The organism is Streptomyces sp. URMC 129, assembly GCF_051386415.1.
Classification (GTDB): Bacteria; Actinomycetota; Actinomycetes; order Streptomycetales; family Streptomycetaceae; genus Streptomyces.
Map to the genome: position 1 here is coordinate 68096 of NZ_JBPQTQ010000004.1, position 19867 is coordinate 87962.

General features: G+C 73.5%; 18 protein-coding genes and 1 tRNA gene. 9 read left to right on the plus strand and 10 right to left on the minus strand.

The features are described from left to right. Positions 1-4: 4 nt before the first annotated feature. Positions 5-1009 (plus strand): ribosome small subunit-dependent GTPase A, encoded by a 1005-nt coding sequence (gene rsgA / locus ACSNOC_RS02070; RefSeq protein ID WP_436745446.1) that lies wholly within the window; start codon positions 5-7, stop codon positions 1007-1009. A 31-nt stretch (positions 1010-1040) separates the two neighbouring features. On the opposite strand, the gene ACSNOC_RS02075 is transcribed toward rsgA, so the two are convergent. Beyond that, positions 1041-1550, minus strand: coding sequence for a TetR/AcrR family transcriptional regulator (locus ACSNOC_RS02075; RefSeq protein WP_436745447.1), 510 nt, complete (start codon positions 1548-1550; stop codon positions 1041-1043). Between the two features lie 122 nt (positions 1551-1672). Between ACSNOC_RS02075 and hisN the strand changes: the two genes are divergently transcribed. After that, positions 1673-2467 (plus strand): histidinol-phosphatase, encoded by a 795-nt coding sequence (gene hisN, locus ACSNOC_RS02080; protein ID WP_436745448.1) that lies wholly within the window; start codon positions 1673-1675, stop codon positions 2465-2467. A 232-nt stretch (positions 2468-2699) separates the two neighbouring features. Next, positions 2700-3086 carry a CBS domain-containing protein gene (locus tag ACSNOC_RS02085; protein WP_436745449.1) on the plus strand — a complete coding sequence of 129 codons (387 nt, stop codon included), beginning with the start codon at positions 2700-2702 and terminating at the stop codon, positions 3084-3086. Between the two features lie 102 nt (positions 3087-3188). Here ACSNOC_RS02085 and ACSNOC_RS02090 read toward each other — a convergent pair whose 3' ends face one another. Next, positions 3189-4652, minus strand: a complete 1464-nt coding sequence (locus tag ACSNOC_RS02090; RefSeq protein WP_436745465.1) for a catalase — start codon at positions 4650-4652, stop codon at positions 3189-3191. A 163-nt stretch (positions 4653-4815) separates the two neighbouring features. Between ACSNOC_RS02090 and ACSNOC_RS02095 the strand changes: the two genes are divergently transcribed. From ACSNOC_RS02095 to tesB, 3 genes are all read left to right on the plus strand, one after another. Further along, positions 4816-5259, plus strand: coding sequence for a Fur family transcriptional regulator (locus ACSNOC_RS02095; RefSeq protein ID WP_436745450.1), 444 nt, complete (start codon positions 4816-4818; stop codon positions 5257-5259). 51 nt (positions 5260-5310) lie between these two features. Further along, positions 5311-5384 (plus strand) — tRNA-Met (locus ACSNOC_RS02100). 67 nt (positions 5385-5451) lie between these two features. Next, positions 5452-6342: an acyl-CoA thioesterase II gene (gene tesB, locus ACSNOC_RS02105; protein ID WP_436745451.1), complete on the plus strand. Its 891-nt coding sequence runs from the start codon at positions 5452-5454 to the stop codon at positions 6340-6342. A 28-nt stretch (positions 6343-6370) separates the two neighbouring features. Here the strand turns inward: tesB and ACSNOC_RS02110 are convergent, their stop codons facing one another. Both ACSNOC_RS02110 and ACSNOC_RS02115 read right to left on the minus strand, forming a co-directional pair. Then, complete coding sequence (locus ACSNOC_RS02110) at positions 6371-7156, minus strand: phosphatase (RefSeq protein WP_436745466.1); 786 nt, start codon at positions 7154-7156, stop codon at positions 6371-6373. Positions 7157-7279: 123 nt separating this feature from the next. Next, positions 7280-7645, minus strand: a complete 366-nt coding sequence (locus tag ACSNOC_RS02115) for a VOC family protein (protein WP_436745452.1) — start codon at positions 7643-7645, stop codon at positions 7280-7282. A 145-nt stretch (positions 7646-7790) separates the two neighbouring features. On the opposite strand from ACSNOC_RS02115, the gene ACSNOC_RS02120 reads away from it, so the two are divergent. Then, positions 7791-8231: a hypothetical protein gene (locus ACSNOC_RS02120; protein WP_436745453.1), complete on the plus strand. Its 441-nt coding sequence runs from the start codon at positions 7791-7793 to the stop codon at positions 8229-8231. A 15-nt stretch (positions 8232-8246) separates the two neighbouring features. On the opposite strand, the gene erm is transcribed toward ACSNOC_RS02120, so the two are convergent. After that, entirely contained in the window at positions 8247-9008 is a 762-nt protein-coding gene (gene erm, locus ACSNOC_RS02125; RefSeq protein ID WP_436745454.1) for an ErmE/ErmH/ErmO/ErmR family 23S rRNA (adenine(2058)-N(6))-methyltransferase, read from the minus strand. A 353-nt stretch (positions 9009-9361) separates the two neighbouring features. On the opposite strand from erm, the gene ACSNOC_RS02130 reads away from it, so the two are divergent. Then, positions 9362-13072 (plus strand): ABC transporter ATP-binding protein, encoded by a 3711-nt coding sequence (locus tag ACSNOC_RS02130; protein ID WP_436745455.1) that lies wholly within the window; start codon positions 9362-9364, stop codon positions 13070-13072. A 45-nt stretch (positions 13073-13117) separates the two neighbouring features. Here the strand turns inward: ACSNOC_RS02130 and ACSNOC_RS02135 are convergent, their stop codons facing one another. The 5 genes from ACSNOC_RS02135 to aztA form a co-directional block, all read right to left on the minus strand. Next, a complete protein-coding gene (locus ACSNOC_RS02135; protein ID WP_436745456.1) occupies positions 13118-13312 on the minus strand; it encodes a hypothetical protein in 195 nt (64 codons plus the stop codon). A gap of 48 nt (positions 13313-13360) precedes the next feature. After that, positions 13361-14893, minus strand: a complete 1533-nt coding sequence (locus tag ACSNOC_RS02140; protein WP_436745457.1) for a GMC oxidoreductase — start codon at positions 14891-14893, stop codon at positions 13361-13363. A gap of 41 nt (positions 14894-14934) precedes the next feature. Beyond that, positions 14935-15810 carry an alpha/beta fold hydrolase gene (locus ACSNOC_RS02145; protein ID WP_436745458.1) on the minus strand — a complete coding sequence of 292 codons (876 nt, stop codon included), beginning with the start codon at positions 15808-15810 and terminating at the stop codon, positions 14935-14937. A 222-nt stretch (positions 15811-16032) separates the two neighbouring features. Then, positions 16033-17724, minus strand: coding sequence for a PHA/PHB synthase family protein (locus tag ACSNOC_RS02150; RefSeq protein WP_436745459.1), 1692 nt, complete (start codon positions 17722-17724; stop codon positions 16033-16035). Positions 17725-18088: 364 nt separating this feature from the next. Further along, positions 18089-18835 (minus strand): zinc ABC transporter ATP-binding protein AztA, encoded by a 747-nt coding sequence (aztA, locus tag ACSNOC_RS02155; protein WP_436745460.1) that lies wholly within the window; start codon positions 18833-18835, stop codon positions 18089-18091. 85 nt (positions 18836-18920) lie between these two features. On the opposite strand from aztA, the gene aztB reads away from it, so the two are divergent. Then, positions 18921-19784, plus strand: coding sequence for a zinc ABC transporter permease AztB (aztB, locus tag ACSNOC_RS02160; RefSeq protein ID WP_436745461.1), 864 nt, complete (start codon positions 18921-18923; stop codon positions 19782-19784). Positions 19785-19867 lie beyond the last annotated feature (83 nt).

Genomic DNA, 19867 nt, shown 5'->3' on the forward strand with positions numbered 1-19867 from the left:
CGCCATGCGCCGCTACGGCAAGCACACCGACGAGGACGACGTCCGGGTCCGCCCCAGCCGCCGGGGCACCCGGCCGCGCACCAGCCGGCGCCCGGCCCACGAGGACGCCGCCGAGGGCTTCGTCCTCACCGTGGACCGGGGCCGGGTCACCTGCCTGGTGGAGGACCGCACGGTCACCGCGATGAAGGCGCGCGAGCTGGGCCGCAAGGGCGTCGTGGTCGGGGACCGGGTGGCCGTCGTCGGGGACCTGTCGGGCGCCAAGGACACCCTGGCGCGGATCGTGCGGGTGGAGCAGCGCCGGTCCACGCTGCGCCGCACGGCGGACGACGACGATCCGTTCGAGCGGGTGGTCGTCGCCAACGCCGACCAGCTCGCCATCGTCACCGCCCTGGCCGACCCCGAGCCCAGGCCGCGGCTGATCGACCGCTGCCTGGTCGCGGCCTTCGACGCGGGGCTCGACCCGCTGCTGATCCTCACCAAGGCGGACCTGGCCCCGGCCGGGCCGCTGCTGGAGACGTACGCGCCGCTCGGCGTCCGGCACGTGGTGACCAGCCGCGAGGAGTTCGACGAGGAGGCCGTGGGCCGGGTGCGGGAGCTGCTGGCCGGCCGGATCACCGCGTTCGTCGGGCACAGCGGGGTCGGCAAGACGACGCTGGTCAACGCGCTGGTGCCGGAGCGGCAGCGGGCCACCGGCGAGGTCAACGCGGTGACCGGCCGGGGCCGGCACACCACCGTCTCGGCGCTCGCGCTGCCGCTGCCGGGCACCTCGGGCTGGGTGATCGACACCCCGGGCGTGCGGTCGTTCGGCCTGCACCACGTGGACCCGTCGCGGGTCATCCACGCTTTCCCGGATCTGGTGCCCGGCACGGCGGAGTGCCCGCGCGCGTGCAGCCACGACGAGAAGGACTGCGCGCTGGACGCCTGGGTCGCCGCGGGGCACGCGGAGCCGGCGCGGCTGTACTCGCTGCGCCGCCTGCTGGCCACCCGCGAGCGCCGCGAGGGCGACTGACCCCGCTCCGCGCCGGGCCCCGCCGCGCCGCTCAGCGGTCCCGGGACACGGGGACCGGGGCGACGAGGTGGGAGACCGCGAGGCGGATCGCCGTCTCGCAGCGGCCGGGGAGCCCGGCCGCCTCGGCCGGTGGCGTACGGCGCGCCAGGGCGCGCACCGCCCGGTCGCACAGCTCGGCGACCAGCTCGCCGGGCCGCCGGACGGGCCGCGGCAGCCCGGCGCCGGGGCAGCCGACGAGGGAGCCGCGGACCAGGACGTCGGCGTGCGCGGCGCCGAGGATCCAGTCGGTCGTCCCGGCGAGGATCTCGTCGGGCGTGCGGCCGGTGTCGGCGCAGTACGCGCGGAACCCGTCGAGGAACAGGGTGAGCTGACGCTCCGCCAGGGCCGCGCCGAGGCCGGCCTTGTCCCCGAACTCGTTGTAGAGGGTCTGCCGGGACACCCCGGCGGCGGCGGCGATCTCGACCATCCTGACCAGGGGCCAGGGACGCCGTTCGAGGGCGTCGCGGGCGGCTCGCAACAGGGACTCACGCGCGGTGGGCAACGTCGCCTCCTCGCCTTCCGAAGGCGGCTCCGGCTGGTCCGGGACAGAATTGACGGGAGGGGCGGGAGGTGTCAAGACGTCCGGCGCCGGGCCGGGCGCCCGATGGCCGCATACTGTGGGGCATGTCCGATTACCACGATGATCTGCGCCTCGCGCACGTCCTGGCCGACGCCGCCGACGCCGCGACGATGGAGCGGTTCAAGTCCCTTGATCTGAAGGTCGAGACGAAGCCGGACATGACGCCGGTCAGCGAGGCGGACCGGGCGGCCGAGGAGCTGATCCGGGGCGTCCTGGCGCGCGCCCGGCCCCGGGACGCGGTGCTGGGCGAGGAGTTCGGCAGCGAGGGGCAGGGCGCCCGCCGCTGGGTCGTGGACCCGATCGACGGCACCAAGAACTATGTGCGCGGCGTGCCGGTGTGGGCGACGCTGATCGCGCTGATGGAGCGCGGTGAGGAGGGCGACCGGCCGGTGGTCGGGGTGGTGTCGGCGCCGGCGCTCCAGCGGCGCTGGTGGGCCGCGCTGGGCGGCGGGGCGTACACGGGCCGGAGCCTGACGTCGGCGACCCGGCTGCGGGTGTCGCGGGTGTCCCGGCTGGCGGACGCGTCGTTCTCGTACTCGTCGCTGTCGGGCTGGGAGGAGCGCGACCGGCTGGGCGGGTTCATGGAACTGACCCGGGCGTGCTGGCGGACGCGGGCGTACGGCGACTTCTGGTCCTACATGATGGTCGCCGAGGGGGCCGTGGACCTCTGCGCCGAGCCGGAGCTGTCGCTGTGGGACATGGCGGCGAACGCGATCGTGGTGCGGGAGGCGGGCGGCCGGTTCACCGGGCTGGACGGGCGGGACGCGCCGCTCGGCGCGGACGCGGCGGCGTCGAACGGGCTGCTGCACGAGGAACTGCTGGGATATCTGGGCGCCTAGGCCGTGTCCGGCCCTTCCCGCCGCGCGCTGGTCCGGCGGGAAGGGCCGGGCCCGATCTGGCCGGGGCGTGGTTTCCGGGGTACGCACCCTTGTTGGGGCGAGGGCGGCGTGTGAGCATGAGAACCCCCCCACTTGTGGCCTTGTGAATTGCCTCGCGAGGCTGCCCGCTTTTCCCGCTTGCGCACAGCACCCCAACCCTCACCCCCTCTCATGGCAGGAGGTGGCTCATCCCATGCTGGTCCGCGACGCGATGAGCACCGTCGTCCTCACCATCGGTCCCCATCACACGCTCCGTCAGGCGGCCCGCCTGATGTCGGCCCGCCGGGTCGGCGCCGCGGTCGTGCTCGACCCCGAGACCTCGGGCGTGGGCATCATCACCGAACGGGACATCCTGGCCTCGGTCGGCCGGGGCCAGGATCCCGACCGCGAACGGGCGGGCGCCCACACCACGACCGACGTCGTCTTCGCCGCGCCGCAGTGGACGCTCGCCGAGGCGGCGTCCGCGATGGCGCAGGGCGGCTTCCGGCACCTGATCGTCCTCGACGCCAACGAACCGATCGGCATCGTCTCGGTGCGCGACATCATCAACTGCTGGACCCCGGTGGTCGGCAGGGCCTGACCCGGCCGGACACAGTCCGGAGCGGCCGGAGCCTCTGGGCGTCCGGCCGCTCCGGGGTATCACGGCAAGCGGCGGTGCCGGGACGTCGGGACGTCCCGGTCGTCAGCCGCGGAGGGCCTGGACCGCGGAGGCGAGCCGCTTGCCGTAGTCCTCGTCCGCCTTGCGGAAGTTCTCCACGGCCCGCTCGGCGATGTCGTCACGGGAGACCTTCGCGATGAATCCCGCGAGGTTCTCGATCAGACGGTCCTTCTCGTCGTCCGCCATGAGCCGGTACAGATTCCCCGCCTGGACGAAGTCGTCGTCCTCGGCGTGCGAGGGGGCCACGTGGTCGCCGGTGTACCCGGAGACGGGGACGGGCTCCCACAGCGGGCGGTCGGTCTGGACCGGGCCGCCGAAGCTGTTCGGCTCGTAGTTCTTCGCGCCGCCGTGCCGGCCGTCGTAGGCGAAGCCGTCGCGGTGGGTGGTGCGGGCCTGGGTGGCGTGCGGCCGGTTCACCGGGAGGTGGTCGGCGTTGATGCCGACGCGGTACCGGTGGGCGTCGCCGTAGGCGAACAGGCGGCCCTGGAGCATCTTGTCGGGCGAGGGGCCGATGCCCGGCACGAAGTGGTGCGGGGAGAAGATCGACTGCTCGACCTCGGCGAACACGTTCCGCGGGTTCCGGTTCAGCTCCAGCGTGCCGATGGTGATCGGCGGGTAGTCCGCGTGCGGCCAGACCTTGGTCAGGTCGAACGGGTTGAACCGGTAGGTCGCGGCCTCGGCGACGGGCATGATCTGGACCTGCACGGTCCAGGACGGGAAGTCGCCGTTCTCGATGGAGACGCGCAGGTCCCGCTGGTGGCTGTCCGGGTCGGTGCCGGCCAGGACGTTGGCCTCCTCGGTGGTGAGGTTCTTGATGCCCTGGTCGGTCTTGAAGTGGTACTTGACCCAGAACGCCTCGCCCGCCTCGTTGCTCCACTGGAAGGTGTGCGAGCCGTACCCGTTCATGTGGCGGTAGGAGGCGGGGATGCCGCGGTCGCCGAACAGCCAGGTCACCTGGTGCGTGGACTCCGGCGACAGGCCCCAGAAGTCCCAGACGTTGTCCGGCTCCTGCGAGCCTGTGTACGGGTCGCGCTTCTGGGTGTGGATGAAGTCCGGGAACTTGATCGCGTCCTTGATGAAGAAGACCGGCGTGTTGTTGCCGACCAGGTCGTAGTTGCCCTCTTCGGTGTAGAACTTGATCGCGAAGCCGCGCGGGTCGCGCACGGCGTCGGCCGACCCCAGGCTCCCGGCGACGGTCGAGAAGCGGACGAAGACCTCGGTCTGCTTGCCGATCCGGGACAGGAACGCGGCCCGCGTCCACGGGGTCACATCGGCGGTGACGGTGAACGTGCCGTACGCGCCGGCGCCGCGGGCGTGGACGATACGCTCCGGGATCCGCTCGCGGTTGAAGTGGGCCAGCTTCTCGACGAGGAGCTGGTCCTGGATCAGCACGGGGCCGCCGACACCCGCGGACTGGCTGTTCTGGTTGTCCGCGACGGGGGCGCCGGCCTCCGTGGTGAGCGGTCCCGCTGCGATCTGGTCGGTCATGGTGCCGGTCACGCCTTTCACGTTCAGGTCGATCGTCCTGCTCGGGCCCTTGGCCGTCGTCTCCACCGGATCCTATATTGGACTATGTCCAAGTCAAGACACTCCCTCGATTCGTACACGGTCGGGTCAAGGGATGTCACGCGTGAGGGTGAGGGTGGAAGTCATGAGTGACCTGCTGCGGCGACTCCGGGAGCGCGGCTGGCGTCTCACCGCCCAGCGGCGCGTCATCGCCGAGGTGCTGGACGGCGATCATGTGCACTTCACCGCGGACGAGGTGCACAGGCGGGCCGCCGGGAAGCTGCCCGAGATCTCCCGCGCCTCCGTCTACAGCACGCTGGGCGAGCTGGTCGCGCTCGGCGAGGTCCTGGAGGTCACCACGGACGGCCGGGCCAAGCGCTACGACCCGAACGCGCACCGTCCGCACCAGCACCTGGTCTGCTCCGGCTGCGGCGCGATGCGGGACGTGCGCCCCAGCGCCGACCCGCTGCCCGCGCTGCCCGCCGGGGAGCGGTTCGGCTTCGCGGTCTCCGGCGCGGTCGTCACGTACTACGGGCGCTGCCCCGGATGCGTCGCCGCCGCGAACGCGGCCTCCGCGCCGCACGGCTGACCACCGATTTGCACGCGGCCTCCGGATGGAGCTAAGGTAAAGACATCACGACGCGGGGTGGAGCAGCTCGGTAGCTCGCTGGGCTCATAACCCAGAGGTCGCAGGTTCAAATCCTGTCCCCGCTACTGACCGGAAGCCCGGATCCTGATCAGGATCCGGGCTTCCGCACGTTTGTGCGGGAGAATTGCCGGTATGGACGCTACTCTGCAGTATCTGCTCGACCTGCTGGACCTGGAACGGATCGAAGAAGACATCTTCCGGGGCGACAGCCACGCCTCCGTCATTCCCCGGGTCTTCGGCGGCCAGGTCGCCGCCCAGGCCCTCGTGGCGGCGTGCCGCACCGTGCCCGAGGACCGTCTGCCGCACTCCCTGCACTCCTACTTCCTGCGCCCCGGCGACCCGGGCTCCCCGATCGTCTACACCGTGGACCGCATCCGCGACGGCCGCTCGTTCACCACCCGCCGGGTGGTGGCCGTGCAGCACGGGCAGCCGATCTTCCACCTGTCGGCCTCGTTCCAGGTGGCGGAGGAGGGCCTGGAGCACCAGGAGCCGATGCCGGACGCGCCGGACCCGGAGACGCTGCCGACCGCCGAGGAGATGCTGCCGCGGTACGCGGACCTCTTCTTCGACCCGCGCGCGGTGGACCTGCTGCTCCAGGCCAGACGGGCGATCGACCTGCGGTACGTCGCGGAGCCGCCGTTCGCCACGGCGGGGCAGCCGCGCGCGGCACGGTCGCAGGTGTGGTTCCGGGCCAACGGCAAGCTGGACGGGGACCGCGACGACCCGGTGGCGCACCTGTGCCTGGGCACCTACGTGTCGGACATGACGCTGCTGGACTCGGTGCTGGTCGCGCACGGCCGCGGCGGCTGGATGACCGGCGACATCGTGGGCGCGAGCCTGGACCACGCGATGTGGTTCCACCGGCCGTTCCGGGCGGACGAGTGGCTGCTGTACGACACGGACTCGCCGACGTCCCAGGGTGGCCGTGGCCTGGCGCGCGGCCGGATCTTCACGCGGGACGGGCGGCTGGCGGTGTCGGTGATCCAGGAGGGCTTGATGCGGGTGCCGCGCCCGCGTCCGTGAGCCCCGCCGTGGCGGCGGGCCCGGGGCCTCAGCCCTGGGCCAGCCCGGCGGCGTCCAGCAGGTAGGCGGTCAGCGGCTCGTAGTACCGCGGGTTGGTGACGTGGTCGTCCAGCGGCACGCACACCGACAGCGTCCCCTCGGCCTCGGCGAGGAAGAGCGCCGGGTCGTTGCAGTCGGCGTAGCCGATGGTGTCGATGCCGTACTGGGCCGCGCGGCCCGCCCAGCCGTGGTCGGCGATCACCAGGTCGGGCATCGGCTCGCCGGTCTGGGGCAGGGCGTCGAGGATCTCGGTCATGGGCTGCGGCGAGTGCGTGTGCCAGAGTGTCGCGCCCCGCTCGTACATCGCCACGTTCGCCATCTGCGCCACGACGCCCTCGTCGGCCGTCAGCCCGATCGGCACCTGGACCAGCTCGCAGCCCGCGGCCTCCAGGGCGGCGGCGGTGCGGGCGTGCACGTCGAGGAGCCCGCCGGGGTGACCGGTGGCCACCAGCACCCGCTGCTTGCCGACGACCGCCTTGCGCAGCAGCGTCGCCGCCCGCTCCAGGCCGTCCACCGTCAGCTCCGGGTCGATGGTGTCCTGGCCGTGCCGGTGCCCGGGGTCCTCGTCGACACCGCAGCGCTCGGCCATCACGGCCAGCACGTCCTGCTCGTCGGTCCAGCGGTCGCCGAATTCGAGGCCGAGCCAGAAGTACCGGTTGCCGTTCGCCAGCTCCCGGTAGTGGGAGAGGTTGTTCTCGCGTGGAGTCGCCACGTCGCCCGCGATCCGGGTCCGTATGAGGTGGTCGACCAGTTCCGTTCGGGAGGGCACGGCGATCGTCGGCATACGGCCAGTATCGCCCCGATGACCGCTTTACGGAGGGGAAGTGCCCGAGCTGTGATCTCCGGCCCCGGAGCCGGGCCCGCCCGGCGGCGGGGGGCCGCCGGGCGGGCCCGTGCCTCACTGCTGGAGGACGGACAGGTAGTTCCCCGCCGGGTCGCGGAACCAGGCGATGGGCGGGCCGCCCTCCGGCCGGTGGATGCCCTTCTCGTCGGCGCCCTCGTACCGCTCCAGCACGACGCCGCGCTCGGTGAGCTGGTCGACGGCGGCCTCCAGGTCGTCGACCGGGAAGTTGAGCAGGGTGCAGGTGGGCGGGGTGTGGTCCGGCTTGGGGTAGATCAGGTGCTCCCGCTCCCCGGCGAGGTGCAGGAAGAGCATCCCGTCCTCCCCGGAGACGTCGATCCCCAGGGTCTCGCCGTAGAACCGCCTGGCCGCCGCGATGTCGTCCACGGAGAATCCGCTGAACGCCTTGGTGTTCTTGAACACGCCGGTCCGTCCTCTCATGTCGGTGGGTGACCGTGTCACGGATGCTGACCCGGCCGGGCGGGCGAACTCATCGGAACCCGGGGCGGGCGCCGGACGTGTACCCGGGTGGCGGACAGGCGGACGACACGAGCGAAGTGGGTGGGCGATGCTCTCCGAGGCGTTGACGGCACTGGCGGCGACGGGCGGGGCGGCCGTGGTGCAGGCGGCCGGGACGGACGCGTGGACCGGGTTCCGGGCGAAGGTCGCCGGGTGGTTCGGGCGGGGGAACGCGGAGCGGGAGCGCGCCGAACTGGAGCGCCTGGACCGGACGGCCGCCGCGCTGGCGGACGGGTCCGGCGGTGACCTGGTCCGGGTGCGGGAGCAGGTGGCCTGGGAGACGCGGTTCGAGGCGCTGCTGGAGAGCGCGGCCGACGAGCGCGAGCGGGACGCGCTCGCCGGCCGGTTGCGCGACCTGCTGCGGGAGCCGGTGGCGGGCGGGCCGGTCGTCGGGGGCGACGTGACCCTCCGCGCCGACCGGGGCTCGGTCGCCGCTGTCGTGGTCAACGGCGGCGTCCGCGTCGACAACACCGCGCCGCGGCGGCCCTGAGCGGCGGGTCGGCCGTCACCGCAGCCGGGTGAACAGCACGATCCACTGGCGCGGGGTGACCAGGCCGACCGGGGCGTCGGCCGGGACACGGGCCGCCGCCAGGGCCTCCCGGACGCGGTGCGCGCGGTGGTGGCGGGTCAGGGTGGCCCGCAGCGAGCCGCCGAGGCCGGTGAAGCCCTCGGTCACCAGCGCCCGGTAGGCCGGGAGGTCGCGGCGCGGGAGCAGCGGCGCGTCGCGGCGGGTGATCCGCAGGACCGCGGAGTCCGTCCGCGGCACCGGCGTGAAGTGGCGGCGGTCGACGCGCGGGCCGAGGCGCCAGTCGAACTCGGGCCACGTCCTGACCGTCAGCAGCGGCCAGGTGCCGTACCGGCCGGTCCGCCGCCGCGCGTACTCCAGCTGGGTGACCAGCGTCGCCGACGTGAGCGGGCGGGCGTCCAGGCACCAGCGGACGATGTCCGTCGTGCGGGAGTACGGGATGTTCCCCACGACGGCGAACGGCGTGTGCGGCGGGCGGGCGGCGAGGAAGTCGCCGCGCACCACGCGCACGTTCCGCTCGGACCTCAGGCGGTCCGGGAGCCGGGCGGCCAGGTCGGGGTCCAGCTCGTAGGCGATCACCTCGCGCGTGGCGCGGGCCAGGACGCGGGTGAGGGTGCCCTCGCCCGCGCCGGGTTCGACGATCAGGTCGCTCGGCCGGAGCGCGGCGGCGCGCACGATCTGGCGCAGCACGCCGGTGTGGTGGAGGAAATTCTGGGAGAGAGTCTTGCGGCGGGAAGCCACGGGCGTCGTCCTCGTGTGCGAGGACAGGCCACGGGATCGGCGGCCTGTCCGGGTCGGTGGGACACACGGACGGCCCTGGGCCGGGGGATGAGAGGCGTCAGACCAGGGCCGGGCGCCGGTGGCGCGGGCGACGGGTCTGGAGCGGGCTCCAGCCGGCGGACCGCGCGGCGGCGCGCAGACCGTCGATCAGAGCCTGGATTCCCATGGCCGTGACCGTAGGCCCTGGTCCCCGCGACCGCAAACGGTTTTCCCGGTGGCACCGCCCTGTTCATCGTGTTGCGGTGGGATGAAATGACCATGCTCGTGCGTTGGCAAGCGATGGCAGCGGCACGGCGAGGAGCGGGAGGCGTTCTGTGGCGGGACAGACGGCGCGGGATGGTGGATGGATACGACGGCTGACCGCCTACTGCTGGCGGTACCGCCGCAACCTGCTCCTCTCGGTCGGTTCCTCGCTCCTGGGCATGGGCGTGATGGCCCTGATGCCGCTGATCATCAAGGTGGTCATCGACGACGTCGTCGTCGGTGAGGAGCGCGGCCTCGGGCTGTGGATCGGGCTGCTGGTCGCCGCGGCCGTCGTCGTGTACGCGCTGACGTTCATCCGCCGCTACTACGGCGGCCGGCTCGGCATCGACGTGCAGCACGACCTGCGGACCGAGATGTTCCGCACCATCACCCGGCTCGACGGGCGGCGGCAGGACCAGCTCAGCACCGGGCAGGTCGTCGGGCGGGCGACCAGCGACCTCCAGCTCATCCAGGGCCTGCTCTTCATGATGCCGATGACCATCGGCAACCTGATGCTCTTCGCCGTCTCCCTCGTCGTCATGGTGGTGCTCTCGCCCGCGCTCACGCTGGTCGCGCTGGCCGTGGCGCCCGCCCTGTGGTTCGTGGCCGGCCGCAGCCGCACCCGGCTCTTCCCCGCCACCTGGGTCGCGCAGAACGAGGCGGGCGCGGTGGCCGGGGTCGTGGACGGCGCGATCACCGGCGTGCGGGTGGTGAAGGGCTTCGGGCAGGAGGAGCAGGAGACCGGCAAGCTGCGCGCGGCGGGGCGGCGGCTGTTCGCCGCCCGCATGCGGACCGTGCGGCTGACGGCCCGCTACACGCCGGCCCTCCAGGCCGTGCCCTCCCTCGGGCAGGTCGCGATGCTGGCGCTCGGCGGCTGGATGGCGACGCGCGGCCAGATCACGCTGGGCACGTTCGTGGCGTTCTCCACCTATCTCGCGCAGCTCGTCGGCCCGGTGCGGATGCTCACCGTCATCCTCACCGTCAGCCAGCAGGCCCGCGCGGGCGTGGAGCGCGTGCTCGAACTCATCGACACCGAGCCGGAGATACGGGAGGCGCCGGACGCGCACGCGCTGCCCGCCGACGCGCCGGCCACCGTCGAGTTCGACCGGGTCAGCTTCGGCTACGGCGAGGGACGGCCGGTGCTGCGGGAGTTGTCGCTGCGCATCGAGCCGGGCGAGACCCTGGCCGTCGTCGGCACGTCGGGCAGCGGCAAGTCCACCGTCTCGCTGCTGCTGCCGCGCTTCTACGACCCGGACAGCGGCGCGATCCGGGTGGGCGGCGAGGACGTGCGGGAGCTGACGTACGCGTCGCTGCGGGCCGCGATCGGGCTGGTGCCCGAGGACAGCTTCCTCTTCTCCGACACCATCCGCGCCAACCTCGCCTACGGGCACCCCGAGGCGACCGAGGAGCAGATCCGGGCCGCCGCGCGGGCGGCGCAGGCGGACGCGTTCATCAACGACCTGCCCGACGGCTACGACACGGTGATCGGCGAGCAGGGCCTGACCCTCTCCGGCGGGCAGCGGCAGCGCATCGCCCTGGCGCGCGCCATCCTCACCGACCCGCGCCTGCTGATCCTCGACGACGCCACCTCGGCGGTGGACGCGCGCGTCGAGCACGAGATCCACGGCGCGCTGCGGTCGGTGATGGCCGGGCGGACCACGCTGCTCATCGCCCACCGGCAGTCCACGCTCCAGCTCGCGGACCGCGTCGCCGTGCTGGACGCCGGGCGGCTGGTGGACACCGGCACGCACGAGGAGCTGGTCGCGCGCTGCGAGCTGTACCGGCGGCTGCTGGCCGATCCGGGGGAGCTGGGCGGCGTCGAGCGCGACCCGGCGGGCGTGTTCGCGGGCGACGGCGACAGCGACGCCAACGCCGAGGACGCCGATGACACCAACGACACCGAGGACGCCGCGCTGTGGGGTCCCGGGGCGGAGGACGGGACGGCGGAGGGCGGCGCCACGCCCGAGCTGCTGGTGCAGGTCGCCGCGCTGCCGCCGGCCGAGGACACCCCGGACGTGGACGAGGAACGGGCCGCCCGACCCGAGGACAGTTACGGGCTGCGGCGGCTGCTCGGCGGCCTCGGCCGGCCGCTGGCGTTCGCGCTGCTGCTCGTGGTGGCCGACGCCGTCGCCTCGCTGCTGCTCCCGGTCCTGATCCGGCACGGCATCGACGAGGGCGTGCAGCGGCAGGCGCTGGGCGCCGTGTGGGCGGCGTCGGCGCTGGCGCTGGCCGTGGTGCTGGCGCAGTGGGTCGCGCAGTTCGGCGCGATCCGGGCCGTGGGCCGCACGGGCGAACGGGCCCTGTACGCGCTGCGCGTGAAGATCTTCGCCCACCTCCAGCGGCTGGGCCTGGCCTACTACGAACGCGAGCTGACCGGCCGGGTGATGACCCGGATGACGACGGACGTGGACGCGCTGACCACGTTCCTCCAGACCGGGCTGACGCAGGCGCTGGTCGCGGTGCTGACGTTCTTCGGGATCATGGGCGTGCTCGTCGCCATCGACGGGCAGCTCGCGCTGGTCGTGCTGGCCACGCTGGTGCCGCTGGTGATTGGCACCGTCTACTTCCGGCGGCACAGCACCCGCGCCTACGAGCTGGCGCGCGAGCGCGTCAGCGGCGTCAACGCCGACCTCCAGGAGTCGGTGGCCGGGCTGCGGATGGTGCAGGCGTTCCGGCGGGAGCGGGACGGGTACGAGCGCTTCACCGCCCGGTCGGACGGGTACCGGCAGGCGCGGGTGTACGGGCAGTGGCTGATCTCGGTGTACTTCCCGTTCGTCCAGCTCCTGGCCACCCTCGCCACCGCCGGGGTGCTGATCGTGGGCGCCGGGCGGGTGGGGGACGGGACGCTGACGGCGGGCGCGCTGGTGGCGTACCTGCTGTACATCGAGCTGTTCTTCGCGCCGGTGCAGCAGCTCTCGCAGGTCTTCGACGGCTACCAGCAGGCGGTGGTCTCGCTGCGCCGCGTCCAGGAGCTGCTGCGCGAGCCCACGACGACGCCCACGGCGGCGGACCCGGTGCCGGTCACGTCGCTGCGCGGGGAGGTGGAGTTCGACGACGTGAGCTTCTCCTACGGGGACGGCGAGGAGGCGCTGTCGGGGGTCCGGCTGCGGATTCCGGCCGGGCAGACGGTGGCGTTCGTCGGCGAGACGGGCGCGGGCAAGTCGACGCTGGTGAAGCTGGCCGCCCGCTTCTACGACCCGACGGCGGGCGCGGTGCGGGTGGACGGCACGGACCTGCGCGAGCTGGATCCGGCCGGGTACCGGCAGCGGCTGGGCGTGGTGCCGCAGGAGCCGTACCTGTTCCGGGGCACGGTCCGGGACGCGATCGCGTACGGCCGCCCGGACGCGACGGACGCCGAGGTCGCCGCCGCGGCGCGGGCGGTCGGGGCGCACCGGATGATCGCGGCGCTCCCGGGCGGATACCGGTACCAGGTCGGCGAGCGCGGGCGGAACCTGTCGGCGGGGCAGCGGCAGCTCATCGCGCTGGCGCGGGCCGAGCTGGTGAAGCCGGACGTCCTGCTGCTGGACGAGGCCACGGCGGCGCTCGACCTGGCGACCGAGGCGCTGGTGAACCGGGCCACCGACCGGCTCGCGGGCAGCCGCACCACCCTGGTCGTCGCCCACCGGCTGACGACGGCGGCGCGGGCGGACCGGGTGGTGGTGCTGGACCACGGCCGGGTGGTGGAGGACGGCACCCACGCCGGACTGCTGGCGGCGGACGGGCGCTACGCGGAGCTGTGGCGCACCTACGTGGGCGAGCCGACGCCCGCGGTGGGCGGCTGAACGGCGGCCGGGGCGGGGCCGGCCCGGCCCCGGCCGCCGGTGCCGCTACCCGAGGTCGTGCGGCTCGCGCACGTGCTCCCGGAGGGCGCGGGCCGAGGGCACGGTCCCGGCCCGGATGCCGAGGGCGTCGACGAACTCCTCCTGGCGGCGGAGCAACGCGGTCAGGGGCCCGGCGGGAATGGGCGCGGCGGGCGGCTCCCGCCCGGGGGCCCGGGGCGTCGGCGGCTGAGCGAGGGACATGGGCGTTTCCCTTCCGCGACGTTCCCGAAGGACGCGTCGTCGGCGTCGTCAGGAGGTGAAGTCGCCGACGATGTGGTCCAGGCAGCGCTCCACGACGGCAGCGATGGTCAGGACCGGGTTGGCGGCGGCGGTGGAGCCCGGCATGAGGGCGGAGTCCAGGCAGTACAGGCCGTCGTGGCCGTGCAGGCGGCCGTAGGCGTCGGTGGCCTTGCCGATGACCGCGCCGCCGAGCGGGTGCAGCACCAGGGGGTGCGGCGCCAGCGGGTTGAGGGTGACGGCGCCGAAGGGGATGTGCCGGGCGGTCTCGTGCAGCAGCCGGGCGACGGCGCGCCGGGCGCTGTCGTCGCCGCCGGTCGCCCAGCGCAGGTGGGCGTGTTCCGTGGCGGTGGAGTACGTCCACCTCCCGTAGTGGTCGGGCATGCCCACGCCCGCGCACAGCAGCAGTCCGGTCTCGATGGGGAAGGGCAGACCTCCGTGGGTGACCAGGGCGTCGGCGCCGGCGTTCCGGGTGAGGAAGGCGGGAGGGCCGCCCTGACGGGTGCCGGTGGGCAGCGCGATCGTCTTGAGGATGGGCAACTGGTCGCCGTTGGTACCCCATTGGTCCCCCACGTGCTCGTTCAGCCGGGGGAGCGCGCCGGTGTCGCGGGCGGTGACGAGCATCCGGGGCGTGTGGACGCCGCCGGCCGCCAGGACGAGCCGGGCGCAGAGCACGTCGAGCCGCTCCAGGACTTCCCCGCCGACGGCCAGCCGCTCGGCGGAGACCCGGTAACGGCCGTCGGGGTCCTCGGTGATGCCGGTGACCTTGTGCAGCGGCCGTACCACCGTCTTCCCGGTGGCCTCCGCGCGGGCCAGGTAGGTGCGGTCCACGCTGAGCTTGGCACCGCTGTCGCATCCGGTGAAGAAGTACTGCCCGACCGTGGCCGACGGCTTGGCGCGGCCGTCGAGTTCGGCCCGGATGACGTCGAAGTCGTAGGTGGCGTCGATCCGTTCCACCGGAAGCCCGGAGCTCTCGACGGCGGACCGCCAGACGCGGTTGGAGCGGTAACGGCGATGGGCGAGCACGTCGTCGGGGAACTCGGTGGCGCCCAGGCGCCGGCGGGCCCGCGGGTAGTAGACGCTGTCCATCTCCGCGTAGTCGACATCCGCGGGGAAGACCTGCTGGAACGGGCCGGGGCGCGGCTGGGGCAGGATCCCGCCGTAGACGAGGGTGCCGCCGCCGACTCCGGCCCCGCACACGACGGTGAGGTTCTTGTGCGGCAGCACGTCCAGCAGCCCGGTGGAGCGCGGCAGCGCCGCCGCGGCGATCGCCTCGCTGGTCCGCGCCAGCCAGGGCACCTGGTCGCACACGGGCGTCGGGGGCTTGTCGTCCAGCCAGACGAAGCGCTTGTCCGGTAAGGGCACGGTGGGGAAGGTGTCGCCGTCGGGGGTGATGGGCCAGCGGCGGCCCCGTTCCAGCACGAGGTTGTCCACCCCGGCCTCGGCGAGCCGGAAGGCGGTGATGCTGCCGCCCACTCCGGCTCCGATGATCACGACCGGATGGCTTTCCTCGCGGACCGGGCGGTGTGGGGTGTCGTTCGACATGGGTCCTCCTTCGCGGGGGTGGTGGGTGGTCCGGCCGGGCATCAGTCCGGGGGCGGCGGGCCCGCCGCGATCCGGTCCCGGACGAAGGGGCCGAGGGCGTCGACGAACTCCTCGTGGCACTCCAGGTGGGAGGCGTGGCCGGCCCCCGGGATGACCACCAGGCGGCCGGAGGGCAGCCTCCGGGCCGCCAGCCAGCCCTGCCACACGGGGAATTCGGAGTCCGTGAGACCCCAGATGAGCAGGGTGGGGACACGGATGCCGTCGAGCCGGTCGGTCAGGACGAAGCGCTGCCCCAGAAGCCCGACGCCGACCCGGACGGTCTCCAGCGAGGTGCGCAGGAAGTTCGGTGAGTGGGACAGCCGCAGCTGACTCACCCAGACGGAGAGCGGCACCCGCCAGGGCTGCCGGAGCTGCGCCGCGAGGCCGACGACCCTGGCCACGTCGCCGCCGGGCAGGGTCAGCACCGTGACCAGCGCCGTGACGACGGGCGGCGGGAGCAGTGACTCGGCGATCAGGACCGGACTCACCGCGCGCCCCAGCCCGGCGGAGTCGGCCAGCACCAGACGCGTCACGCGCTCCGGGCGCGTCAGCGCGAACTCGCCGGCCAGCAGGCCGCCGAGCGAATGGCCCACCGCGATGACCTCGGCCACGCCCAGCTCGTCGAGGAACGCGGTGAGGAACGAGACCAGACGCTTCGGCCGCACGTCCCCCAGCGGACCGGTGCCGCCATAACCGGGTAATGCCGGGGCCACCACCCGGTGGGTGGCGGACAATTCGCGCATGATCCGCCGCCAGTCCTGCGGGCCGGTGGCATTGCCGTGTATCAAAAGGATCACCGGGCCTTCGCCGGCTTCCAGGTACAGGGTGGAAATTCCCTGGACGATGATCCGTCGTTCGGTCATTCCGTCGTGAGACATGGGCTCGCTCCTTCATGGATGGGCCCCCGTCCCCGTCACGTTACTGGCAGGTACGTCCGGCGGGAAGCGGGTGTGCGGGAAAGGCTCAAAAAGGGCCCGGAAATCCCGGCGGCTACCGCATGGAATAACGCGTCACCGGAAATTCTTCCGGCCGTGCGCAGGGTGATACGGCCTCCGGGCGCCGCGCGCGGCGCGCGCCGTCCGGCAGCGGTACCGGTGCGGTCAGCCGCGCACGTACGTGCCCGGTGCCGGGTCGGTGGCCGGATGGGCGGGGCTGCCCAGCGGGGGCGGGGCCTGCCGGGCGCCGGCGCGCTCGGCCAGCCATTCCGCCCATGGCTCCCACCAGGAGCCGGGCCGCGGCTCGGCGCCGGCCAGCCACTGCCCGGGCTCCGCGGTGAGGGGGGCGGCGGTCCAGTAGGACGCCTTCGGGCGCGGCGGGTTGATGAGCCCGGCCACGTGTCCCCCGGAGGTGAGGACGAAGCGGACGTCCCCGCCGAGGAGCCGGGCGCCGCGGTAGGCGGTCTCCCAGGGCACGAGGTGGTCGTTGTGGGCGGCGACCATGAAGACGTCCTCGCGGATCCGGTCCAGGCGCAGCGGCCGGCCGCCGGTGTGCAGGGTGCCCTTGACCAGGCCGTTCTCCAGGCAGAGCCCGTGCAGGAAGTCCCGCTGGGTCGCGGCGGCGACGTTCATCACGTCGTTGTTCCAGGTCAGGATGTCGAAGGGGGGCGGACTCTCGCCCATGAGCCAGCCGCGGGTGAGGTAGCGCCAGAACAGGTCCTTGCCGCGCAGGAGGTCGAAGAGCATGGCCAGCTGGTGTCCGTCGAGGTAGCCGCGCCGGGCCATCAGCTTTTCGGCGTGGCGGAGGGTGCGGTCGTCGCAGAAGGCGTCCAGCATGCCCGGCTCGGAGAAGTCGATGGAGGTGTTGAGCAGGGTGGCGCTGCGGACGCGCCGTTCGCCGCCCGCGGCCAGCCAGGCCAGCAGCATCACCGTGAGCGTGCCCCCGTTGCAGGCGCCGATGAGATTGAGCTGCTCGGCGCCGGTGATGTCGCGCACGGCGTCGCACGCGGTGAGCAGTGCCCGGAGCAGGTAGTCCTCCAGGCTGACGTCGTGGAAGCCGCTGTCGATGTTGCGGTAGCTGATGGTGAAGACGGTGTGGCCGTGGCGGACGGCCCATTCGAGGAGGCTGCGGCCGGGCGCCAGGTCCAGGGCGTAGTACTTGTTGATCCAGGGCGGGCTGAGCAGCAGCGGGACGGCGTGCACCGTGGGGGTCTGCGGCGCGTACTGGATCAGCTCCAGCAACGGGGTGCGTAGCACCACGCGGCCGGGTGTGGCGGCCAGGTCCCGGCCCAGGACGAAGTGGGACGGCTCCACCTGGCGGGGGCGGCCGTGGTTGCGCAGCAGGTCCTCGGTGGCGTTGCGGGCGCCCTTCAGCAGGCTGACGCCGCGGCTGCGCACGGCGTTCCGGAGCACCTCGGGGTTGCCCAGCGGGCTGTTGGCGGGCGCGAGCGCGTCGCTGAGGAGATCCACGGCGAGATGGGCCCGGCGGTGCTGGCGCCTGGGCAGTTCGGCGGCGTCGACCAGCTCGCGCAGGAACCGGTCGCCCGTCTGGTGGGTGCGGCGGAGGAGGCGGAAGTAGGGATGGGTCTGCCAGGCGCCGTCACCGAAACGGCGGTCGCCGTCCGGGGCGGTGCCGCACGGTTGGCCGAGGGCCGCCCGCGCGGCCTTCCGCCAGTGGTGGGGGAGGCAGCGCGCCACCGGGGCCAGTGAGTCCGCCAGCCACGTCGCCGCCAGGCGTAACTCCAGGGCGGCGTCCGGCAGCTCGGGGGCGCGGGCGGTACGGGACGGCTCCGTCCGCCGGGCGCGGGGGTTTCTCCCTCCGGGGTCCGGGGCTGGCGATTCCGCCGCTGTGACCATGGCACTCCCTTTCGTCGGGGAAGTCGGTGAAGCCGGGAAAGTCGGGTCCTGGTGAAGCCGGTTTCCCGGCTGCCGGTGTCCGGGAAAAGCTTTCACCGGGGAGGAGGGTTGGTGGTGGGTGGGTCCCGCGTTTCTCTCCCGCCTTTCCGGTGGGTGAATCTTCTACGATTCCCCCGGCGCGTGGGAAAGCCGGGAAGGGATACCGCTTTCGCCGCGGGGTTTTCCGACTATACGGCTCTTCCCGGCTCGTGGGACCACGCTGATTTCGGACACTCGGGGGCTGTCCGCGATGGCGGGAATGGGCGGAGGGTCTCGTGCGGCCATGTGCCGCGCGAAACGTTTCTCCATTCCGGTTGCCCGCTCCTCAGGGGGCCGGCGGGAGGCGCGGCAGGTCCCAGGCCCGTTCCAGGGCGTCGCGGGTGAGCACGGTGTGCGGCGGGCCGGACGCCAGGAGGCGGCCGGCGCCGAGCAGCAGGCAGTGGTCGGCGCGCAGGGCCTCGGCCAGGTCGTGGGTGGCGTGGACGACGGTGACGCCCCGGTGCCGCGCGTCGTCGAGGGCGGCCGTGATGCGGCGGCCGGCGTCGAGGTCGAGACCGGCGGCCGGTTCGTCGAGGAGTAGCAGGTCCGACCGCTGGGCCAGGCCCTGGGCGACGAGCGCGCGCTGGCGCTGGCCGCCGGAGAGAGTGCCGAGCCGCCGGTCGGCCAGGTGGCCGATGCCGAGCCGGTCCAGACAGGCGTCGACGATCGCCCGGTCGTCGCGGGTCAGGCGGCGCCAGGGGCCGCGTGCGGCCCACCGGCCCATGGCGACGGTCTCCCGGACGGTGAGGGGCAGGGCGTCGGAGGCGGCGCTGCGCTGGACGACGAACGCGGGGCGGCCGGTGTCCCGGCGGGTGACGGTGCCGGCGGCCGGGGTGACGGTACCGGCCAGCACGCCCAGGAGGGTCGATTTCCCCGAGCCGTTCCGGCCGACGAGGGCGGTGACGCGGGCCCGGGGGATGCGGCCGGTGAGGCCGTGCAGGACCCGGTGGCGGCCGTAGCCCGCGCACAGGCCGGTGAACGTCAACTCGGCGGGCGGCGCGGCGCTTTCCGCTGGTCGGCTGTGTGGCGGCATGTCGTCTGGTCCCAACTTCCCCTGCATTGACCGGGTTTGGCTCTACATTGAATCGACAATCATTTTCATTGTAGTGTGACCGGCCATGGAGTGGTTGTTCGAGCCCTTCGCGGTGTCGTTCGTCCAGCGCGCGCTGTGGGGCGGGGTGCTGGTGTCCCTGATGTGCGCCCTGGCCGGGACCTGGGTCGTCCTGCGCGGCATGGCGTTCATCGGGGACGCGATGTCGCACGGGATGCTGCCCGGCGTCGCGCTCGCCTCGCTGCTCGGCGGCAGCCCGCTCCTGGGGGCCGCGCTCAGCGCCGGTGCCATGGCGGCCGGGGTGACGGCGCTCAGCCGGTCGTCGCGGGTGTCCCAGGACACCGTCATCGGCCTGGTGTTCGCCGGCATGCTCGCCGCCGGCGTGATCATCGTCTCGCGGTCGCAGTCCTTCGCCGTCGACCTGACGGGCCTGCTGTTCGGCGACGTGCTGGCCGTGCGCGCGAGTGATCTGCGGTACCTCGCCGTCGCGTTGCTCCTCGCCGCCGCCCTCGCGGCGGCCGGGCACCGGGCGTTCGTCGCGCTCGCCTTCGACGAGCGCAAGGCGCGCACCCTCGGGCTGCGGCCCGCCGCCGCCCAGGCGCTGCTGCTCGCGCTGGTCACGCTCGCCATGGTCGCCTCGTTCCATGTGGTCGGCACGCTGCTGGTGTTCGGCCTCCTCATCGCGCCGCCGGCCGCCGCCGCGCTGTGGGCGCGGCGGATCCCGCTGATCATGCTGGGCGCCGCGCTGGGCGGCAGTGCCGCGACCGTCGCCGGGCTGGTGATCTCGTGGCACGCGCGCACCGCGGCCGGCGCCACGATCGCCGCCGTGGCCGTGGGGCTGTTCTTCGTCTCGGCCGCCGCGTCTCGGCTGCTGCGCCGGCCCTTCCCCTCCGCACCCTCGTCCGTCGCCGTGGAAAGGCCCGCATCGTGATACCCGGAAAGAGAACCCTCGCCGCCGTCTCGGCCGTCTCCGCCACCGCACCCGGCGAGCAGGGCGGCGGCGGGGGCGGTGGC

What these genes read in the sequence shown, in the direction of transcription:
- rsgA (WP_436745446.1), top strand. Translation starts at nt 5, where the DNA reads ATGCGCCGCTACGGCAAGCACACCGACGAGGACGACGTCCGGGTCCGC.
- hisN (WP_436745448.1), top strand. Translation starts at nt 1,673, where the DNA reads ATGTCCGATTACCACGATGATCTGCGCCTCGCGCACGTCCTGGCCGAC.
- ACSNOC_RS02085 (WP_436745449.1), top strand. Translation starts at nt 2,700, where the DNA reads ATGCTGGTCCGCGACGCGATGAGCACCGTCGTCCTCACCATCGGTCCC.
- ACSNOC_RS02090 (WP_436745465.1), bottom strand. Translation starts at nt 4,652, where the DNA reads ATGACCGACCAGATCGCAGCGGGACCGCTCACCACGGAGGCCGGCGCC.
- ACSNOC_RS02095 (WP_436745450.1), top strand. Translation starts at nt 4,816, where the DNA reads ATGAGTGACCTGCTGCGGCGACTCCGGGAGCGCGGCTGGCGTCTCACC.
- tesB (WP_436745451.1), top strand. Translation starts at nt 5,452, where the DNA reads ATGGACGCTACTCTGCAGTATCTGCTCGACCTGCTGGACCTGGAACGG.
- ACSNOC_RS02120 (WP_436745453.1), top strand. Translation starts at nt 7,791, where the DNA reads ATGCTCTCCGAGGCGTTGACGGCACTGGCGGCGACGGGCGGGGCGGCC.
- ACSNOC_RS02135 (WP_436745456.1), bottom strand. Translation starts at nt 13,312, where the DNA reads ATGTCCCTCGCTCAGCCGCCGACGCCCCGGGCCCCCGGGCGGGAGCCG.
- ACSNOC_RS02140 (WP_436745457.1), bottom strand. Translation starts at nt 14,893, where the DNA reads ATGTCGAACGACACCCCACACCGCCCGGTCCGCGAGGAAAGCCATCCG.
- ACSNOC_RS02145 (WP_436745458.1), bottom strand. Translation starts at nt 15,810, where the DNA reads ATGTCTCACGACGGAATGACCGAACGACGGATCATCGTCCAGGGAATT.
- ACSNOC_RS02150 (WP_436745459.1), bottom strand. Translation starts at nt 17,724, where the DNA reads ATGGTCACAGCGGCGGAATCGCCAGCCCCGGACCCCGGAGGGAGAAAC.
- aztA (WP_436745460.1), bottom strand. Translation starts at nt 18,835, where the DNA reads ATGCCGCCACACAGCCGACCAGCGGAAAGCGCCGCGCCGCCCGCCGAG.
- aztB (WP_436745461.1), top strand. Translation starts at nt 18,921, where the DNA reads ATGGAGTGGTTGTTCGAGCCCTTCGCGGTGTCGTTCGTCCAGCGCGCG.